Annotated in this window: 11 protein-coding genes; 3 read left to right on the top strand and 8 right to left on the bottom strand. The window is 57.9% G+C overall.

All coding sequences use genetic code 11. The features are described from left to right. The first annotated feature begins 118 nt into the window (after positions 1-118). Complete coding sequence (gene kdgK, locus GS12_RS06770) at positions 119-1,051, top strand: 2-dehydro-3-deoxygluconokinase (RefSeq protein ID WP_034945251.1); 933 nt, start codon at positions 119-121, stop codon at positions 1,049-1,051. Positions 1,052-1,518: 467 nt separating this feature from the next. Continuing rightward, a complete protein-coding gene (locus GS12_RS06775) occupies positions 1,519-2,400 on the top strand; it encodes an alpha/beta hydrolase (RefSeq protein ID WP_034917908.1) in 882 nt (293 codons plus the stop codon). Positions 2,401-2,429: 29 nt separating this feature from the next. On the opposite strand, the gene GS12_RS06780 is transcribed toward GS12_RS06775, so the two are convergent. The 3 genes from GS12_RS06780 to hmsP all read right to left on the bottom strand — a co-directional run bounded on the left by GS12_RS06780 (position 2,430) and on the right by hmsP (position 8,001). Continuing rightward, positions 2,430-3,914 (bottom strand): M16 family metallopeptidase, encoded by a 1,485-nt coding sequence (locus tag GS12_RS06780; RefSeq protein ID WP_034945164.1) that lies wholly within the window; start codon positions 3,912-3,914, stop codon positions 2,430-2,432. 238 nt (positions 3,915-4,152) lie between these two features. Next, complete coding sequence (locus GS12_RS06785; protein ID WP_034945166.1) at positions 4,153-5,430, bottom strand: dicarboxylate/amino acid:cation symporter; 1,278 nt, start codon at positions 5,428-5,430, stop codon at positions 4,153-4,155. A gap of 576 nt (positions 5,431-6,006) precedes the next feature. Next, complete coding sequence (gene hmsP, locus GS12_RS06790) at positions 6,007-8,001, bottom strand: biofilm formation regulator HmsP (protein ID WP_034945169.1); 1,995 nt, start codon at positions 7,999-8,001, stop codon at positions 6,007-6,009. Between the two features lie 132 nt (positions 8,002-8,133). On the opposite strand from hmsP, the gene GS12_RS06795 reads away from it, so the two are divergent. Then, the gene (locus GS12_RS06795; RefSeq protein ID WP_235421097.1) at positions 8,134-8,946 is read left to right on the top strand and encodes an ElyC/SanA/YdcF family protein; all 813 of its coding nucleotides are present in this window, start codon (positions 8,134-8,136) and stop codon (positions 8,944-8,946) included. A gap of 5 nt (positions 8,947-8,951) precedes the next feature. Here GS12_RS06795 and GS12_RS06800 read toward each other — a convergent pair whose 3' ends face one another. The 5 genes from GS12_RS06800 to bcsA are packed head-to-tail and all read right to left on the bottom strand — an operon-like array spanning position 8,952 to position 18,949. Continuing rightward, positions 8,952-9,926, bottom strand: coding sequence for a glycosyl hydrolase family 8 (locus GS12_RS06800; RefSeq protein ID WP_034945175.1), 975 nt, complete (start codon positions 9,924-9,926; stop codon positions 8,952-8,954). Between the two features lie 32 nt (positions 9,927-9,958). Beyond that, complete coding sequence (gene bcsD, locus GS12_RS06805) at positions 9,959-10,426, bottom strand: cellulose biosynthesis protein BcsD (RefSeq protein WP_034945178.1); 468 nt, start codon at positions 10,424-10,426, stop codon at positions 9,959-9,961. A gap of 2 nt (positions 10,427-10,428) precedes the next feature. Then, on the bottom strand, positions 10,429-14,232 hold the full coding sequence (locus GS12_RS06810; RefSeq protein ID WP_034945254.1) for a cellulose biosynthesis protein BcsC: 3,804 nt from the start codon (positions 14,230-14,232) through the stop codon (positions 10,429-10,431). 8 nt (positions 14,233-14,240) lie between these two features. Continuing rightward, the gene (bcsB, locus tag GS12_RS06815) at positions 14,241-16,850 is read right to left on the bottom strand and encodes a cellulose biosynthesis cyclic di-GMP-binding regulatory protein BcsB (protein WP_034945181.1); all 2,610 of its coding nucleotides are present in this window, start codon (positions 16,848-16,850) and stop codon (positions 14,241-14,243) included. Continuing rightward, positions 16,847-18,949 carry a UDP-forming cellulose synthase catalytic subunit gene (gene bcsA / locus GS12_RS06820; RefSeq protein ID WP_052118373.1) on the bottom strand — a complete coding sequence of 701 codons (2,103 nt, stop codon included), beginning with the start codon at positions 18,947-18,949 and terminating at the stop codon, positions 16,847-16,849. Before bcsA ends, bcsB begins: the two co-directional genes overlap by 4 nt. Between the last annotated feature and the right edge of the window lie 38 nt (positions 18,950-18,987).

The raw sequence follows: 18,987 nt of genomic DNA on the forward strand, positions 1-18,987 counted from the left end.
CAGAGAATAGCTTTCGCCTAACCCATATCAAAAAAAAGTAAAACGTTGTTTTAAAATATTGACTCCGCGCAGCCGCGCAGGGAAACTGGCTGGCAGACGGAAATAAGGGCTGATGAACATGACGCAGAAAAAAATTGCCGTAATCGGCGAGTGCATGATTGAGCTTTCCCAGAAAAACAGCGATTTGAGCCGTGGCTTTGGTGGCGATACGCTGAATACCGCAGTCTATATCGCACGGCAGGTCGACGCGGCGCAGTTGAGCGTTGAGTACGTGACGGCGCTCGGTATCGACAGCTTCAGCAGCGATATGATCGACGCCTGGCAGCGCGAATCGGTTAACACCTCGCTGGTTCAGCGGCTGGATAACAAACTTCCCGGCCTGTATGTCATTGAAACCGACGCGCAGGGCGAGCGCACCTTCTGGTACTGGCGAAACGACGCCGCCGCGCGTTTCTGGCTGGATACCGAGCGTGCCGAGGAAATCTGCCAACAGCTTGCTCATTTTGATTACCTTTATCTGAGCGGCATCAGTCTGGCAATCCTGTCGCCAGAAAGCCGCAAAAAGCTGATGGCGCTTCTGACCGCCTGCCGCAAAAACGGCGGGAAAATCATCTTTGATAACAATTACCGTCCGCGCCTGTGGTCAGCAAAAGAGCATGCGCAGGCAGCTTATCGCGAGATGCTTCAGGTTACCGATATCGCTTTCCTGACGCTGGACGACGAAACCCTGCTGTGGGGCGAGGCGGATGCAGAAACGGTTATCGAACGTACGCATGCGTCCGGCGTCAGCGAAGTGATCATCAAGCGCGGCGCCGATGCCTGCGTGGTTTCTCTTGAAGGCCAGCCGCCGCTGGTGGTGCCCGCCGTGAAGCTGTCGGCCAGCAGCGTGGTGGATACCACCGCCGCCGGAGACTCGTTCAGCGCCGGTTATATTGCCGTTCGCCTGAGCGGAGGTAACGCGCTGGATGCCGCGAAGCGTGGCCATCTGACCGCCAGCACGGTTATCCAGCATCGTGGCGCGATTATTCCGCGTGAGGCGATGCCGGATTAACGGCGGCGAAGCGAGTGTATGGGCATCCTGAGGGATGCCCTTTTTATTGGCAGAAAAAATGATGCTGTAACGGGAGCAGGATAAAAGCAGGAACTAAGTTAAATAGTTGAAATATTTCTCCAGCCTGATTGCACCGGCTTTTTTAATATAAAAACTAAAATCAAATAGCTGAAAATCATTCCGTCTGAAACATTCGACGTTAATCACAAATTAAGTGAAATTAATTCATTGCAGGATTAACCCTTTCCTACAGATAAACTTTATTTATTCGTTGTCATAAAGAAAGATAACACTCTTTTTTTAATATTTTACTTCAGACTTTCTGCATAGGCCTGGTCTGAAATTGCCGGTTTAATGCGCCAACCGCTGGACGATTTATTCATTAAGGGTCACAGTATTAATAATAAAAAGACATTTTCCGGCCAGACTGTTTTCTGCCGGTACGGCAAGCATAAACAGGAGCGCCGATGAAAACTGAAATAATTAATATCTGGCCTCAGGGTGATGCGCCGGGCGCCAGTGATTCCCGCGCGCGCCCACAGATTATTGATTTAGCCAAAGAGTACGAGCCTCACGATCGCGCCGCCAGCGGCGTGCGCTGCCCGGAAATCGCCTTCTGGTATCCCGAAGAAAAAAACGATAATGGCGTAACGCTGCTGGTTGCGCCGGGCGGTGGGTTTGAACGCATTATGATTGATAAAGAAGGCAGTGCGCTGGCGATGTTCTTTACCGCGATGGGCTACACGCTGGCGGTGATGACCTATCGCCTGCCGCAGGACGGCCACCATGAAGCGGCCGATGCGCCGCTGGCGGATGCCCAGCGCGCGGTCAGAGTGTTACGTCACCGTGCAGCACGCGGCCTTAACGGCAAACATATCGCCATGATGGGTTTTTCCGCCGGTGGCTACGTTGCCGCCAGCGTGGCGACGCGTTTTAGCGAAAAGCTCTATCCGGTACAGGACATCGCCGACTCGCTGGCGGCACGGCCCGACGCGCTGATACTGCTCTATCCGGTGATCAGCATGCGCGACGGGCTGGCGCACGCTGGCTCTCGCCTGCGCCTGCTTGGCGAGCAGCCTGACCAACGCGATATCGACGCCTATTCGCTGGAGAGCCGCGTAACGGAGAAGACGCCACAAACGCTGCTGATCCATGCGGTTAATGACGAATCCGTGCCGGTTAATAACAGCATGGTGATGTTCAGCGCGCTGCGTGAGCACAGCGTCTCCAGCGAGCTGCATTTTTATGAGAAGGGCGGGCACGGTTTTGGCATTCGCAACGTCGCGGATTTGCCGCTGGCAAGCTGGCCGATGCTGGTTAACGAGTGGCTGCGGGCGCGAAGCTGGTAAATAAACGGGCGGCGGTTGCCGCCCGTTGATCAGTTTTGCGAGGCCGGAATGTCTGAAACTTCCGGTTTTATTTCATCAACGGCGGGGGACGCGGCGGTCTCTGGCTGCATGATTTTTTGCCAGGCGGCCTGAAGCCCTTTCAGGTTAACTTCCGATTCGCCCTGCGGCTGCATCAGCACCATGGTCAGTTCCTGCGACAACTGCTGGCGCAGCTCCTGATTCATCATCTCCAGCGACAGACCCGAAAGGAACTGCTGCCGCAGCTTCTGATACTGTTCAGGCGCGATATCCACCACCGCGTTCTGCTGCGAGCGCAGGCGCTGGCTCATCAGCACGTCGGTATCCGTACGCGCATAGGTGGCGAACAGCTTGTTTAACTCGGCGGTTTTTTGCGCCATCAATGCGTCAAACTCCGCCTGAGGCAGGCCGTTATCGCGGATATTCGCCATTTCGCGGGCAATCAGATTGAGATTGCTCGCCAGCGACGCGTTGTCGGTGTCCAGATTAATGGCGCACTGTCCGCGCTGATAGAGCACCCGGCAGTCGAAGCCCACCTGCACCCGCTGCGCTTTATTGTCAGCCAGTTCCTTCTGCACATGCCAGAACAGCGCCTCGCGCGCCAGATCGCTCTGCCAGTAGCGCATCAGGTTTTGCGAATCGCGGATCGGCTGCCAGGCGCTGTCCCACACCAGCGACAGCCGATCCTGACTGATAGCCGGATTGACCAGATTGACCGGCTGATGCGGCAGTGGCGAAAGCGTCGGCATCGGCGAGGGCAGTTGACGCTTGCCGGTCAGCGGCGAGAAGGTTTTGGCGATCTGCTCACCCGTACTGCGACCATCGACGTTGCCGACCACGAACAGGGTCATGGCGTCGGGCGTATACCACTGCCTGTAAAATGCCTCAACGCTGGACGCATCGACGGGACGTTTCACGGGGCTTGCCGGATCGTGTGCCAGCAGCGTGGAGCCTTTCAGGCGATAGCGCCACCAGGCGTCCTGCGGGTTGGCAGGCCAGGTGCCGATGGGATCGTCGGCGTTCAGCGCGGTGCCGATGGTTTGCTCACTCACCGTCATATCACCAACGGTCGCCGCCAGCCAGCTCATGGCTTCTTTCAGCACTTCGGGGCGGTTGTTCGGCAGGCTGAGCGTATAAAGCGTGAAATCATAAGACGTGACGGCGGGCGGCTGTGGACGATCGGGATCGATACTTTGCTGCCACAGCGAGCGCTGTTGGGCAGGATCGAGCTTCGCATTGTGCACTAACGCCAGGCGTGGAAGAAGATGACTGTAGCCGGTCTGCTGGGTGCTCTCCACCAGCGAACCCGTATTGACCATTAAACGCACCTCAACGCGATCGCTCGGGCGCTGCGGCGTGGTAAGCACCTGCCAGCTAAAACCGTTATCGAGTTTTCCCTGTTGCCAGGCCGGGTCGGGTTGCAGTGTTTCAGCCCGCGTCGCGTTGCTAAAGACGGTCAGTGCGATAACCAAAAGACCCATTCTTGTGCCCTGCATGTGAACCCCTACTCAATCTGAATCCAAAAAGAATCACTGGCGATCTATCGCCTGCGGCCGTCTGGGCATCGGAGGGCCGCTGTTATTAAACAGAACGATTTGTTAGACCACGGACGGGCGAGGATGTCGCGCCGCAAAGTGAAAAATCTTTAAAAAGTATGGGGATCATTATGCAAATGCCCGCTGGCCGGGGCAAGCGGCAGCGGGCATTTGTTAAAACATTTAGCAAACTGACGGCTTAACGCACGGTTCCGGATGCTTTTTTAGGCGCTGAAAGCGTCTCTTTAAGCTGCTTCTCATCAAGCTGGTCTACCCACTTCGCCACGACAATCGTTGCCACGCCGTTGCCGACCAGGTTAGTCAGCGCGCGCGCTTCAGACATAAAACGGTCGATGCCGAGGATCAGGGCCAGACCGGCAACCGGCAGATGTCCTACCGCCGAAAGCGTGGCCGCCAGCACGATAAAGCCGCTGCCTGTCACGCCAGCCGCCCCTTTAGAAGAGAGCAGCAGCACCACCAGCAGGGTGATCTGATGGAAGATATCCATATGCGCATTGGTGGCCTGCGCGATAAACACGGCCGCCATCGTCAGATAAATAGAGGTACCGTCCAGGTTGAAAGAATAGCCTGTTGGGATAACCAGCCCCACCACCGATTTTTTACAGCCGAGCTTCTCCATTTTATCCAGCATGCGCGGTAGCGCCGATTCAGATGAGGAGGTGCCCAGCACTATCAGCAATTCTTCTTTGATATAGGCGATGAACTTAAAGATATTGAAACCGACCACGCGGGCGATCAGTCCGAGAACGATAACCACAAACAGAATACAGGTGATATAGAAGCAGATAATTAACTGGCCCAGCTGCACCAGCGAACCCACGCCATATTTACCAATAGTGAACGCCATTGCGCCGAATGCGCCGATAGGGGCCAGGCGCATAATCATATTGATTACGCCGAAAATCACCTGGGAGAACGTTTCGATAAAGTTGAAAATCAGCGTGCCTTTATTACCCATACGATGCAGCGCAAAACCAAACATGATCGCGAACAGCAGCACCTGAAGGATGTTGCCGCTGGCGAAGGCGCCCACGACGCTGTTAGGAATAACGTCCAGCAAAAAGGCGACAACGCCCTGCTGCTCGGCCTGTTGCGCATAGACCGCCACGGCTTTCGCATCCAGCGTGGCCGGGTCAACGTTCATGCCCGCCCCTGGCTGGAGCACGTTCACCACGATCAGGCCGATGATCAGCGCGATGGTGCTGACCACTTCAAAATAGAGCAACGCCACTGCGCCGGTGCGGCCGACGGCCTTCATGCTCTCCATGCCAGCGATGCCGGTCACAACGGTACAGAAAATGACCGGTGCGATAATCATCTTAATCAGCTTCACAAAGGCGTCACCCAGCGGTTTCATCTGGGCGCCGAGCTCAGGATAGAAATGCCCCAGCAGCACGCCAATGGCGATGGCGGTGAGCACCTGGAAATAGAGGCTTTTGAACAGGGAAGTTTTCATAAACAGTTTCCGGGAACGACGGGTTAAATTTCTTTAGTTATAAGTAAAAACAGCAAAAGAAATTTAACACCGCGTTAACGGGATTGATATAACCGGCAAGCCATCGTGGCAATGTTGCGTGCGGTTTTATGAACTGCGTCACGGAGAAGAGGCTAATTTCAGCCAGCGTGACGGGCAAACAGGTTGTGAAAGAGATTACCGTATTACTTTTGTAAGTTTTATAATTAATCTGTTTCTGTCATATCTGCTTGAGATGCGGTTTAGGGGCGCATCCGGCGGGTTGCTGACGTTATGCTTTTATTGATACAGAATGAAAATGAATAATCGCACGATTTAATGACACTTCAGGTCACGAAGGCCGCTGGCGGATTGATTATGATTGAAAAAAAGTATCAGCGTCTGACTATTTTAACACTCTCTTTCTGAGGAAATAATACTCGTCGTTATTTCATTCATGCGCGTCATATTTTCAGCCTTCATTAATATTCGGGTTAATATTAAGTCACGACCATTATTTTTTCTTTATTAGTAAAACGTCATTCGTTACAGGGCAAATTATTATTTATTCAGCCGCTATTACTGCACTGACAAAAAGGTTTTATTAAATTCCGCAATCGGGAGCGCGCCTGAATAGAGAAAGCCCTGTCCGATACGCACGCCGCGCGCCAGCAGCCACTCGCGCTGCTCTTCCGTTTCAACGCCTTCGGCAATCACGTCCAACTTAATGATTTCCGCGATAGCCACAATGATCCGCACCATGGTGTCATCGTCAGGCAGCACGCGCACAAAGCTGCGATCCATTTTCAGTTTGCTGATTGGCAGCGATTTAAACTGGCTGAGCCAGTTCAGATTGGCATAGCCCATGCCGAAATCGTCCAGCGCCACCGATACGCCTACCGCCTGCAACTCGCTGAGCAGCCGCCGCGCCAGTTCCGGCTCGCCAATCTGCGCGGTTTCGGTTATTTCCACGATCAGGCTGCCGGGGCGGATGCCGTGCTGCTCAATCAGATTCTGCAAATGGGTAACCATACTCGGTTCGCGGAGCTGCACGGCAGAAAGATTGACGCTGAGCGGCAGTTCGATGCTCTGCGTTTGCCACTCCGCCAGTACCCGGCAGGACTCTTCAAATACCCAGCGGCCAAGCGCATCAATGATGCCCAACTCTTCCGCGTTGGCGATGAGATCTTCCGGCAGCGACCAGCTACCATCCGGCTGCTTCATTCGCAGCAGCGCCTCGGCACCAGCCAGCCTGCCGCTGTTCATATCCAGCTGCGGCTGAAGGAACAGGGCAAACTGGCCGTCGGCCAGCCCCTGCAAAATATCGTGCTCCTGAGTCAGACGCTTATGCGCACGCGCCATCATTGCCGCGTCAAAAAACAGGATCTGATTTTTGCCCTGCTGGCGGGCCGACATCATCGCCGACGAGGCACGGTTAAGGTACTCCGGGGCTGTCAGCGGGCCTTCCGCAAGCTGGCTCAGCCCAATGCTGACGTGTGGGCGCAGATACATTTGTTGCAGGGCAATGGGCTGCGTCAGCCGCTGTAAAAGCTGCCGGGCAAGCCGCATCGCGCGGAAAGGATTACTGGCCCGCTTCATTAGCAGCGCAAAATCACTGACCGAAAGCTGCCCGATCTGCACGTCGTCACTCAGACCGTTTTTCAGCCTCTCCAGCAGTGCCAGCATCAGCGCATCGCGCTGTTCGTCAGGCACAACGCCGCTGATCTCCTGTAGCGTTTCAATACGCAGGACCAGCACGGAAAAACCTTCGCGCGCGTCGCCGCCGAGATACTGCTCAAGCAGCGCCAGAAACAGCGTTTTGTTCGGGAGATCCGTCACCACGTAGCGCGTGCTCTGTCGGCTGGCCTGCTGCTGCACGGAAGCAGCCAGTTGCTGATTACGATTGTAGCTGCGGATCAGCATGCCCAGTTCATCATCACGGTGGCGACGCGGCAGCGCCAGCTGATGAGGAAGGATCTCATGCGGTTCAAGGTGATGAAGCTCGTTGGCGATCCTGCGCAGCGGGCGAACCATCAGCTTATTTATGCACCAGCTAATGGCAACAGAGAGGATCAGCGCCAGCAGCAGGTAGGTGGTGACCATGGTCGACAGCGCGCTGAGGATAAACTGATAAACCCGCCACGAGTCCGCCTGGAGGATCAGCAGCGCCATCGGCTTGGGATTGGCCGGTTCCAGCGAATAGAGCGGCACGGTGATCTGCACCGGCAGTTTGAACACCTTCGCAATCAGTCGCGGCACCGGCCTGGAGGGTTCAAAATCGGTATGCAGTGCCTGAAGTCCGCCTGGCAGCACCACTTCGGCGCGACCCAGAATGCCCGCCGGTTTTAGTGAGTTAAGGATGCGTTCCGCCTGAGTGATATCCGCACGCAATACCGCCTGCGAAAGCGGCTGGCGCACGGTATGCGCCACATTTTCCATTTGCTGGGCGTAGTCAATCCTGCGCTGCTGCACAAAATGGAAAAGCTGAATGACGATAAACACAGAAATGGTTACGGCCGCGACGCCCGAGACCGTCGCCATCTGTTTTATCGTTAATGAACGACTCACCTGCAAGGCACTTCTCCAACATCCTGAATGCCGACCCGGGCGGGCGGCAAAAACTGCTGTGAGTATATCGCATGGCGGCAGCTTGTTAAGCTATCGTGCGCCGTTGTCTGTCGATTAAGCGTTTTCTGAGGCGTGAAAGTGAGTAGAGTAAGCGCATCAGTAACGGAAGATGAGGCGAACATGCAACTGAGTGATAACGCGATAAACGATCTGAATCTGCTCGCAGCGTGGCTGGCGCCGGACGAACTGACCGCCGAAGCGGCTCTGCGGCCTGAACTGATGATCCTCGCCGGCCATGCCGTTTTACCGGCTATTTTCGGCGCGTTGACGCTGGCGCAATCGGGCAATATTCCTGTTCTCTTTTCAGGCGGAACAGGCCATTCAACCCTGCTGTTGCGACAGGCAATGCGCAATAACCGCCTCACGGCGCATCTGAACACGCAGGATCTGAGCGAAGCGCAGCTGCTGGTAAAGATTGCGCTTGAGGTTTTTCACCTGTCGGAAGAACAGCTTACCGTCGAAGTCAACTCGGCGAACTGTGGTGAAAATGCGGCGTTCAGCGCCGATCTGCTGATAAAAACCCACAGCGTACCTGCGCAGTGCCTGCTGGTGCAGGATCCGCTGATGCAAAGACGCACCGGTGAAACGTTCGCTTTCGCCTGGTCGCAGCGGGGTCTGAACACGCACTTTATTAACTGGCCGGTTTTCGTTCCGCGCCTTGTCAGCGTTGCGGGGAAAACGGTCATTACGGGCGCACAGCTTCCCGGCATCTGGGAGCCGGAGCGCTATGTCTCGATGATACTGGGCGAGATGAAACGCCTGAATAATGATGAAAACGGCTACGGTCCGGCGGGCGCAGGGTTCATCGGCGCGGTGGCGATCCCGCCAGACATTCGGGCGGCGTGGGAAAGGCTTCGTGCCGATGACGGGCTGAGCACGCCGGCCCGCTGAACGGACTACCTGTCTTTCATTGCCAGCCACGCCAGCAGATGCAGGCTGGAGGAGTAGTAGTCTTCGCTGCTATCCAACCGATCGCTGAGAAAATCGGTCTGACCGAGGGTGAGATCCCTGACCGCCAGCAGGCCGCCCGCCATATTGTAGGTGGCTTTGCCGTTGTTAAGCACGTCCACCCACGCAGGCGTTTGCAGGCGTGAGAAGCCCATCCAGTAGCGCTGGAACGGCACAAGTTGCAGGCTCTGGGCGTCATACCAGTAGACGTAAAGCGGCACGCGAATCGCGTCGTAGCTGAAGCGCGACGGCCACGCGGTGGCGGGCGCAACGGTGCCGTCGGCGTTCAGGGCCACCCAGTCGGTCGGCAGGCCAGCGTCGCCGAAGCGCATTTTCGACAGCAGATCCATGCCGCTGTCGATCAGGTTATTCCATACCGCTAAATGGCTGCGGCTGGCAAAGTCGCGCCACGCGGGGAACAGGAAATAGGAGGGATTCAGCACCACATAGCTGGTTTTATTAAACCCCTGTTCACCGGGTAGCATCACCGTGTGGCCGCCGAAGGTGACCACATCACGATCGACAATCGCGCGCTGGATGCGATCCGACGCTTGCAGATAATCATTGTTTTGCCACTTTTCGCCCGCCTTGAGCAGTGCCCAGGCGATTAAAACGTCGCCGTCCGACGCGTTATTTTTATCGGCAATCGGGTTGGCGGCAGCCGGATTATATTTCCAGTAAAACAGGCCGTTCTGCGGGTTGCTTAAGTGCTGCTGCGTCCAGCGCCACAGGCCGTCGAAGCCGCTACGATCGTTGTACCACACTGCCATCAGCATGGCGTAGCCCTGCCCTTCGGTATGGCTGACATTGTTATTGCCGGTGTCCTGAATGCGCCCGTCGGCAGTCATGAAGCGGCTTTTAAAACTGCTCCAGCCATCGGACGCGGTGGCCTGCGCGCAGCCCAGCATCATTACTAACATCATTACCCCTGCCCTGAGCCACATTACGTTAGTCCTCACCTCTGGTAGCGGAAATTGAGCGCTGTTTCATCGTCAGGATCTTCGCAGCGCAGCGGCACGTCCGTGCTGCCGCCCTGATCGGCCAGCCAGCGACTGTAGAGCCCGGTAAGCACCGCGCCAAGCGCCTGGCGCCACTGCCGCGCTTCGATCAGGCCGTCGCCGGGCGGTAGCGCCATGTGACAAATCACTATCGCGTTTTCATGCGGTTGCAGGTCAACAAAGCCCCAACCGAAGCGAGCGAGAACGTCGTTAATGCGTTGTTCGAGTTCGCCTACCGTTTGCGAGGCCGCAAGCGGATAGCGCGTGGCCAGGTTATCGCCCATTTGCTGCAAAAACAGCTGACTTTCGCTTTCACTCGCGTTCTGCAACATGCCCTGAATCATCGCGCTCAGCAGATCGAACCAGCCCGGCTGGTACTGCTGCTGGCGATAATAATTCAGCGTGCGTTCAGTCAGTTCACTCATGCTTATTTGTCTCCCAGCATATAACGGAACCAGAGTTGCGCGGTGCTTTCGTTATAGTCGCCGAAGGTATCGTAACCAAGCTGCCCGCCGATGGTAACGTCTTTATTGACCTTGTAATCCGCACCGGCATGAAGATTGTAGCCCAGGCCGTTTTTGCTACCGCCTTCATAGTATGCTTCGGTGGCATAACCAGCACTGGCATAATCCTCAAGCTGCGCCTGTTTGGTCGGGTCGGTGGGGAAGTAAGCGCTGCGGTCCTGCGAGTAGGACTGATAACCCACCGCGCCGCCGACTTTCACCTTCAGATCGTCATAGTTTCTGCTCCAGTCCACCGGGAAGGAGACCGAAACAAAATCCTGCGGGCTGAAGTAGCCGCCCTGACCGTAGCTGTAATAGCTGAGGTTTTTCGAGAAATCCATCCAGCTCATACTGATACCGGTTTTCAGCTCGCCGTTATCATCATGGAAAGGACGCACGTAGGCACCCGCAGAACCCACCAGGCTCTGGTTGCTCTCAACGTTCTCGCCCAGATAGCTATAAGCGCCGCCGCCAAAATAGAAACCTGCGTCGCCGTTGTCATAGCTCAACAGCGCGTTACCGCCGTTTTTGGTCACGCGGCCCCAGCGCTTGCCGCTCAGCTTGTCTTCCACACCGACGTAGGAGAGCAGACTGTCAGTGATCGCCCGGCGTTCGCCGGTCAGGATCAGCGTCAGGTAATCGCTGAGCTTCGGTGACCACTGAATGCCGCCGACCAGCGTGCTGAGATCCTGTCCCAGCGGCGTGGAGCCCAGGTCAATTTTGAAATTGTCATTGGTCAGGCCAAGGTTCACCTCAACGCCGGAAGCGTTCTGCGAACCCGGTGAATTCAGCTGCACGCTGCCTGGCGTCACGTTATTTTGCTGTGCGATACGCCCCTGCTCCAGCGCCTGGGTGCCCACGCGTGAGACGGCCGTGCCCGATGCGCTGCCTGCGCTCAGGGTGACCGGCATCAGCGTAAAATCAAAACGCGTATTGCCATAAGGCACCGAAGACCAGGTGAGCGGCGCTTTCGCTTCGGTGAGCTTGCTGAGGCCGGATTCGCCGTCGCGCCCGCGAACCTGCACGCCGCCCTGCGCCCAGGTGCCGGTGCGCGTCTGCAAATCATCCATCATGGTATCAATCTGATGCAGCGTGCGGCTCTGTGCGCTCTGCGGAGCCTGTTGAGAAGGCACGCTCGCCGTTTGGGTGTCCGCGTCCGTTTGCGCCTGCTGCCACGGCATAACCGTGCCGTAGGTGGAGGGCGAACGACGCTGTGAAGGCGTACTGCGGTTAATAAACGGATTGTCGGTCAACGCCAGACCGCCGATGACCGGCGTTGAGCCGCTTTCCGATCCCTGAAGACCAATCATCTTGCCGCGCGCGGTACGCAGGTAAGCCAGCGCCTGCTGATGTTCACCGTCGGCTTCCGCCACGCGTGCCAGCAGCAGCAGCCGCTCCGGCGTTTGTTCACCGCGCAGTCCTGCCGCCAGCGTTTTCGCCTTCGGCAGGTCATTGCTGGCCAGCGCCACGTCAATGGCGCCGACGCGCGCGTCCTGAGATGGCGTATCGCGGGTGATAAGGTAGTCATACACCACGCCCGCTTCTTTATTCATCTTGCCGGACTGATAAAGGCGCGCCATCGCAAACATCAGGTCGGTATTCTGTGGATCGTGCTGCAATGCGCCGATCAGCTTGTCATAGGCGGCCGCGTACTGGCCCTGACTGCGCAGACGATCCGCCTCGTTTATCAGATAACCGTTCTGGATGCCGGCAAGTTGGGTCGGCGTACTGCGCGATTGCAGTTCCGGGTCATTGAGGAAACGCTGCGCCTCGTTACTGAGTCCTGCCTGGTTCAGCACTGCCACCTGCGCGGCATAGTCGCCCGCGTTGCCCTGCACGCCGCGCTGCATATTACTGCGCACCACGGAAACCGCAGTGGTCAAATCGCCGGCCTCTGCCAGCCCTTTCGCCAGATTACCGGCGTCCGCCGGATTAGACGGCGGGTTGGTCGCCAGCGCCCGCAGGGTATTGGCGGCGGCGGCGTTGGCGCCCTGCGCCAGGTACTGCTGCGCTACCGCCATTTGCAGATTGAAGTTCACGCGGCGCGACAGCTCGCGCACCTCAGCATTTTGATTGCGCGCGGGAAGGCGCGACAGCAGCGTTTGCGCCTGCTGCCATGCGCCGCTTTCGCTGGCGAATAGCGCGCCGGCGTAGATTTCGTTGCTGCTGGCGTTGGTGCGAAAAACCGGCTGCATCACGCCCGCCGCCAGCGAAGTATTGCCCTGTTGCTGGTAGATGCGCGCCAGATCCAGCCGCAGCCAGCCGTCGTTTGGGAAGCGCTGAAGTCCCTGCTGAAGCAGGCTGATTGCCTGCTGCGCATTTCCTGAGGCCAGCGCCTGCTTCGCCTGCCGACGGACGGGATCGCTGGTGACGGCGGGGCGCGGCGTGACGCTCTGCCGCACGCTGTCCGGCAGCGCAGCAAGCAGCGTATTGGCTTCCGCGCTGCGGTTCTGCTGGCGCAGCACGTAGAACAGCCCTTCTTTCGCCGCGCGGTTATCGGCATCGCTTTGCAGCACGGCGCGATAGGTTTGTTCGGCGGCCTGCGGCTGGTTGCTGCGGCGCTGCACGTCGGCGCGGAACAGCTTCGCCGACACGCCTTTTTCGCCTTCCGCTGCGGTCAGCGGCTCGCTGAGGCTCAGCGCCTGCGCGATATCGCCGTTTTTCATCGCCTGCTGCGCGGCGGCAAGCTGCGCGTAGAAGCGCGCGTCCGCCGCCTGCTGTTGACGCTGCTGGCTGCTGTCGCCGCCCAGTTTCGCCGCCCGGTCGAGGTAGTCCGCCGCGGCGGCAAAATTGCCATTCCGCTGCGCGACGTAACCCATGCCTGCCAGCGCGTCGGCATCCTGCGGGTTGGCCTGCAATACGCGGTCGAACGCGGTTTTCGCGCCCGAGACGTCACCGCTGTTGAGGGCGGTAAAGCCCTGGCCCTTTTCAGCGCCGCCGACGGTTTTCCGGTAATAATCCGTTACCGCGCCGTCCTGTGGATGACGCTGCTGCCAGTGTTGATAGAGTGGCGCATCGTCCGGCTGCGCCGCCAGCCACAGCAGCGCCTGACGCTGTGCGCGATCCGCATCGGCATTACCGTCCGCCATGCTTTCAAGCAGTTGAAGCCCTTCGCGACGCGTCGGCTCCTGATAGGTCAACGCCTTACCCAGCGCGAGCTTTGCGCCGATATCCTGTGGATGCGCGGCGGCGAACTGCCGCAGGTTATCCACCGCCTGCGGCAACAGCGCGCGGTCCCCGGCCATCGTCAGATAGTACTCTGCGGCAACGCTGGCGGGCGGCTCGCTGCCGCTGAAGGTGTTACGCCAGGTTTGCAATGATGCGGCGATATTGCCGCTGCGCGCCTGCTGGCGGGCCAGAGAAAGCTGGGCGGTGGGAATAGTTTGCAGCTGTCGGGCGTTATCCAGCTCGCTCAGGCGCGGGTCCTGCGGCGAAACCTGAGTCAGACGGGCGCGATAAGAAGCCGCGGTGGCATTATCGCCGCCCTGCTGCGCCCACAGCGCCATCAGATAGAGTGCCTGCGTATTGCGGCCATCCACCATCAGCACTTTATTCAGCGCATCGCGCGCCAGATCGTCATGCGCCTTCTGATGCCAGTAATTGGCCTGATCGAACAGCGCCTGAAGGGCCGGATTAGTGCTGTCCGCCGCCATCGCCGGTAAGGCCAGCACGCAGGCAGTCAGAGCAAGTCCCGTGCGGCAGAGTGCGCTCAGCATCTTCATTTTCATCATGGCTTTCACTTCTTCCTGCCAGCGTTTTTAGGATCGTGCTGTGGATTCAGCCGTCTCCAGGCGTGGCGCTTCAGCAGCACGCTGGTGCTCAGACCGACAATGAGCGCAAACAACAGCGCCAGGAACGCCAGCCCGACCGCGTGCTGGTTGGCGTACCATATCACCATCATGTACCACGGCATCTGGCCGCTCGGGAACTGCGCGCCGACGCGGAAGCTGCGAACGCCGTTTTCATCCGTCACGATCGCCGTGTCGCCGCGAATGCCTGCGTTGATGCGCTGTAACATCATATCGCTGTGCAGGCGCGCCAGCTGTTCGTCATCGGTGGCGACGGTCATCACCACCAGCCGCCCGCTGTTCCACGGCGAGCGATAGCTGATAAAGCCGCGCCAGTCTTCGTTTGAAGAGAAGTAACGGTCGGCATCCACCGACTGACGATACCAGTCGCCGATCAGCCAGCCGCGCAGTTTCTCCCGCAGATCCGGCTCCCTTACGCCAAGCGAATGCGCGGTGACGTTATAGGGCGAGTTTTGCAGCATCGCCTGATTGAATGCCGTTTGCGTCAGGGTGGAGACGGCCAGCACGTCGCTCTTTTGCAGACGCTGCCGCAAATTGCCGCCCGCCGGGATGCCGAACATCACGCTGTTATGGTTGAGCGCCACGCCGGTGGCGTTGCCGGAGCGGCCCGCCATATCCAGCAGCGTGCTGATTTCGACGTTGCTGGGGGTTGAGGGCAGCATCAGCACGGTCTGCGAGTAATCGGCATAGCGGCTGAAAGGGAACGACGCGCCGACGAAATAGGAGAGATTCGGCAGCAGCGTAAAGTGTCGCGTATGGCTTAAATCGATCGACGAGTCATCTTCTATGCGGCTCTTGATATTATTATTCGTCAGCACGCCGCACGGCGCGTTCGCTTTGGGTTTGATATTGAAATAGAGCTGGAGCTGGTTGTCGCCATAGATCAGATAAGGGTCGAGCTTCAGCATATAGTTTTCAAGCCGGGCGTCGCCGCCCAGTCGATGCCAGATGTTCTCCAGCAGCCCCACTTTATTTACCGCCAGGTTACGCAGGAAGGTGCCGTTCAGGCTGACGTTGAGAAAGGATTTGTCTTCGTCGATCCAGTTTTCTGTCGGAAAGCGATAGTCAACCTGCACCGGCAGCGTGTCGCCGTCCCAGAGAAAGAGATCCGGCGCGGCGCGAAAATTCACCCGCAGCGCATCGTGGAAAATGCCGGTGGCGGTCAGGCTCTGATCCTTACGCAGTAGCTCGCTGAGGCGAACCGGGCGATCGGTATTAATCCAGCGCGGTGCGTCATAAGGCTTGCGCAGCGGCACGCTCTGCGCGGCAACCGCCAGCGAGGGCTCGTCCAGGCTGAGCGGCTGCGTCAGACGCACGGCAGCCTGGCGCAGTTCGTCGTCGTTTTTGCCGATCACCAGCATCAGCTTGTAAACCGGGTTAGCCGGATTGTCGACCAGTTGCAGCGTCGGCCCGCTGACCTGCGGTATGAGCACCCCGCCAATCCACTCACCCGGTTGTGCAAAGACGATACCGTTTTTCTCCGGCATCTCGTCGCGCAGCACGGGGAAACGGATGCCGCGATAGTCGGTCTGCATGCCGAGCCAGGAAGAGAGGAGCGCCGCTGCGCTGACTTCGCCCGGCGTGACCGTGGCGCCAAAGATCATCGGCACGCTGGAGGCAGTCATTCGTAAGGGATCGATAAACGGACGCGGGAAATTGCGCAACGTGTTGCCAATATTGAGCTGCTGGCCTTCCAGCATCAGCGTCGATTTCGGCAGAACCGTGACCTGATACTGGCTGGCGCTGTCGCGTTCGCACAGCAGCTGGTCGGCATCATTGATCTTGAAGCTGAGATTGTTGCTGGAAACCACCATTGCGGCCGGGATATCAAGCTGGTAATCCTCACTCGGGCTGTCGGAGGCGTTGAGCGGCAGCGTGCCAAGCGGCTGGCCATTCAGCATCAGTTGCAGCGAGGTGTTACGCGCCGCCAGCGCCTGCGACACCCGCAGCGACAAATTAAGGCGCGCGTTGGTGATCACTTCGTCGGTTGGCAACGTAAAAACGATCCCGGACTGCAACTGGCCGCCGGTTAGCGTAACGCCGCCGGTCTGCCCCATTTGCTCAACGGAGAGGGTGCTGGAGAGCGGCTGATTAACGGCTTCGGGTGGCTGCTGTGTTTCCGGTGTTTCCTCCATCGGCGGCAGCACGGGCAGCGGCGCCGCTGCGTTTGGTGCGGTGTCCGGCTGCGGCTCGCTTTGCGCCTGCGCGTCCGTCGGCTGAGCTTGTTCCGGCTGAGGCGCGCTTTGCGCCTGCGCGCCGTTCGGCTGCCGGGCGTCGTTGGGCTGTTGGGCGTCGTCCGGCCGTGCTTCCGTCGGCTGCGGCTCGCTCTGCTGCTGCGGTTCGGTCGGCGCTGTTGCAACCGGCGCGGCACTCTGGCTCTCGGCTGCGGCCTGCGGCTGTTGCACAGCGTTGCCTACGCCCGCAGGCGGCGGGATCTGCGACAGCGCGCTGCTGTCGCGGGTGACGCTGTCGTCAGGCGCGGCCCACACGCTGTTCAGCGTTAAGGCGCAGAGCGCGGATAAAATCAGACGCTTCATACCACGCTATCCTCTTCAACCTTCGCCGCCGGGTGATGTTTTTTCGCACGACGATCTTTCCATGTCAGCCAGAACAGCTCAAACACGGTACGAATAATGGTCAACAGCGAGCGCAGCGGCCTGTCTTTCGGCCCTTCCGGTTTGATCCACGCATCGGCGCGTGAGAGCACCACGCGCACCAGCTCGCGACGACGCGACAGCGGGATCTCATCAAACTTCAGGCGAACCACGCCGTTTTCGGCACCGATGATGCTCACCGGAATGGAAATGGCGCCGGTCTGCAACATCAGATCGATGGCTTCAATGGCATCGTCTTCATGACGTGAATCCGGCGCGGCAATCTGCGCGCCGCCCATCGATAAATTCACCGTAGTTGAACGCGACGAAATACCGCTGGCGTAGTGCAGCACCAGCGGGATCTTAACGTCGATACGGATGGTTTTACGCGTCTGTTTGGTTTCGCGCGCCACGGCAATGGCCGCCATCAGGATCACCAGACTGAACAGCGCCCAGCCGACGTTCAGCGCAATAACGTAAGGATCAACGCCAAAGTAGTCATGGGCCACGGCGCGCACCACGCCGCTGGCCACGCCGATGAGCAGCAGCATGGCGCAGATCACGTGCGGGCGCACAATATTGAAGTCAAAGAAGCCAACGTCGAGCAGGCCGCCTTTATCGGTCACGTTAAACTTGCCGTGCTTTGGGGAAATCATGGTCAACAGCGTAGGAATAACCAGGTGGAATGCCATTACCGTTTCATAAATTTCGCCCCAGAAGGTGGCGCGAAAACGGCCGTTCATACGCGAGTTAACGTAAAGCGACATCACCAGGTGCGGCAGCACGTAGGCAAAAATCAGATTGGCGGAAGAGTGAATGATGTTCAGGTTGAACAGCAAATAGGCCAGCGGTGCGGTAAGGAATATCACCCGTGGAATACCGAACTGAAAGTGCAGCATGGCATTGAGATAGCACAGGCGCTGCTGCCACTTCAGCCCACGGCCAAACAGCGGATTATCGACGCGGAAAATCTGCGTCATGCCGCGCGCCCAGCGGGTACGCTGGATCACATGCAGGCCGAGGCGTTCGGTCGCAAGGCCTGCCGCCAGCGGCAGCGACAGGAAGGCGGATTTCCAGCCGCGACGCTGCATTTTCAACGCGGTATGCGCATCTTCGGTCACGGTTTCCGTGGCAAAGCCGCCAATCTCTTCCAGCGCTGAGCGACGGATCACCGCGCACGAGCCGCAGAAAAAGGTCGCGTTCCAGTTGTCATTGCCCTGTTGAACCGGCCCGTAAAACAGCGCGCCTTCGTTCGGTATTTCACGCGCGGCCTTCAGGTTGCGTTCAAAGGGATCGGGCGAGTAGAAGTAGTGCGGCGTTTGCAGCAGGGCCAGCATTGGATCTTTCAAAAAAGGCGCAACGGTCGCCTGGAGAAATGCGCGCGTAGCCACGTGATCGCAGTCGAAAACGGTGATCAGCTCGCCTTTGGTGATGCGCATGGCATGATTAAGGTTGCCCGCCTTGGCATGACGGTTGTCATCACGGGTGATATAGCCGACGCCCGCATCGGCGGCGAAAACGGCGAACTCGCTGCGTTTGCCATCGTCCAGCAGATAAATTTTCAGCTTATCGCGCGGGTAATCGATGCACTGCGCGGCGAGCACGGTGTCGCGTACCACATCGAGGCTTTCGTTATAGCTGGGGACATAAATGTCCACGGTGGGCCACAGGCTGACGTCATCCGGCATCGGCTCAATGGTTCTCTTAAGCGGCCATGATGTTTGCAGGTAGCCCAGAATCAGGATACCCCAAACGTAAAGCTCGGCAATAAATAAGCCGACGCCAAGGATTGCTTCAATTTCGGAATTAAATGCCAGTGTTTCGGTCGCACGCCAGTATATATATCGCGTAGACATTAAGGCGGAAAGAAACACCATCACCATAGATGTTTTGCGGCTTTTATTAAAACCGAGAACAAACAATATAGCGATGCTGATCAGCCCGAAAATATATTGTTTCTGGCTGTCCATCGGGACAATCACAATCACGGCGGCAACCGGGAATAATATCAGCAACAGCAGGTAGTACAGGACTTTGTTCATAAGTCATCCTGAAAGCAAAACAGTCATTCTTATCGTGA

Origin of the sequence: Erwinia oleae, assembly GCF_000770305.1 — a bacterium.
GTDB classification, from domain to species: Bacteria; Pseudomonadota; Gammaproteobacteria; order Enterobacterales; family Enterobacteriaceae; genus Erwinia; species Erwinia oleae.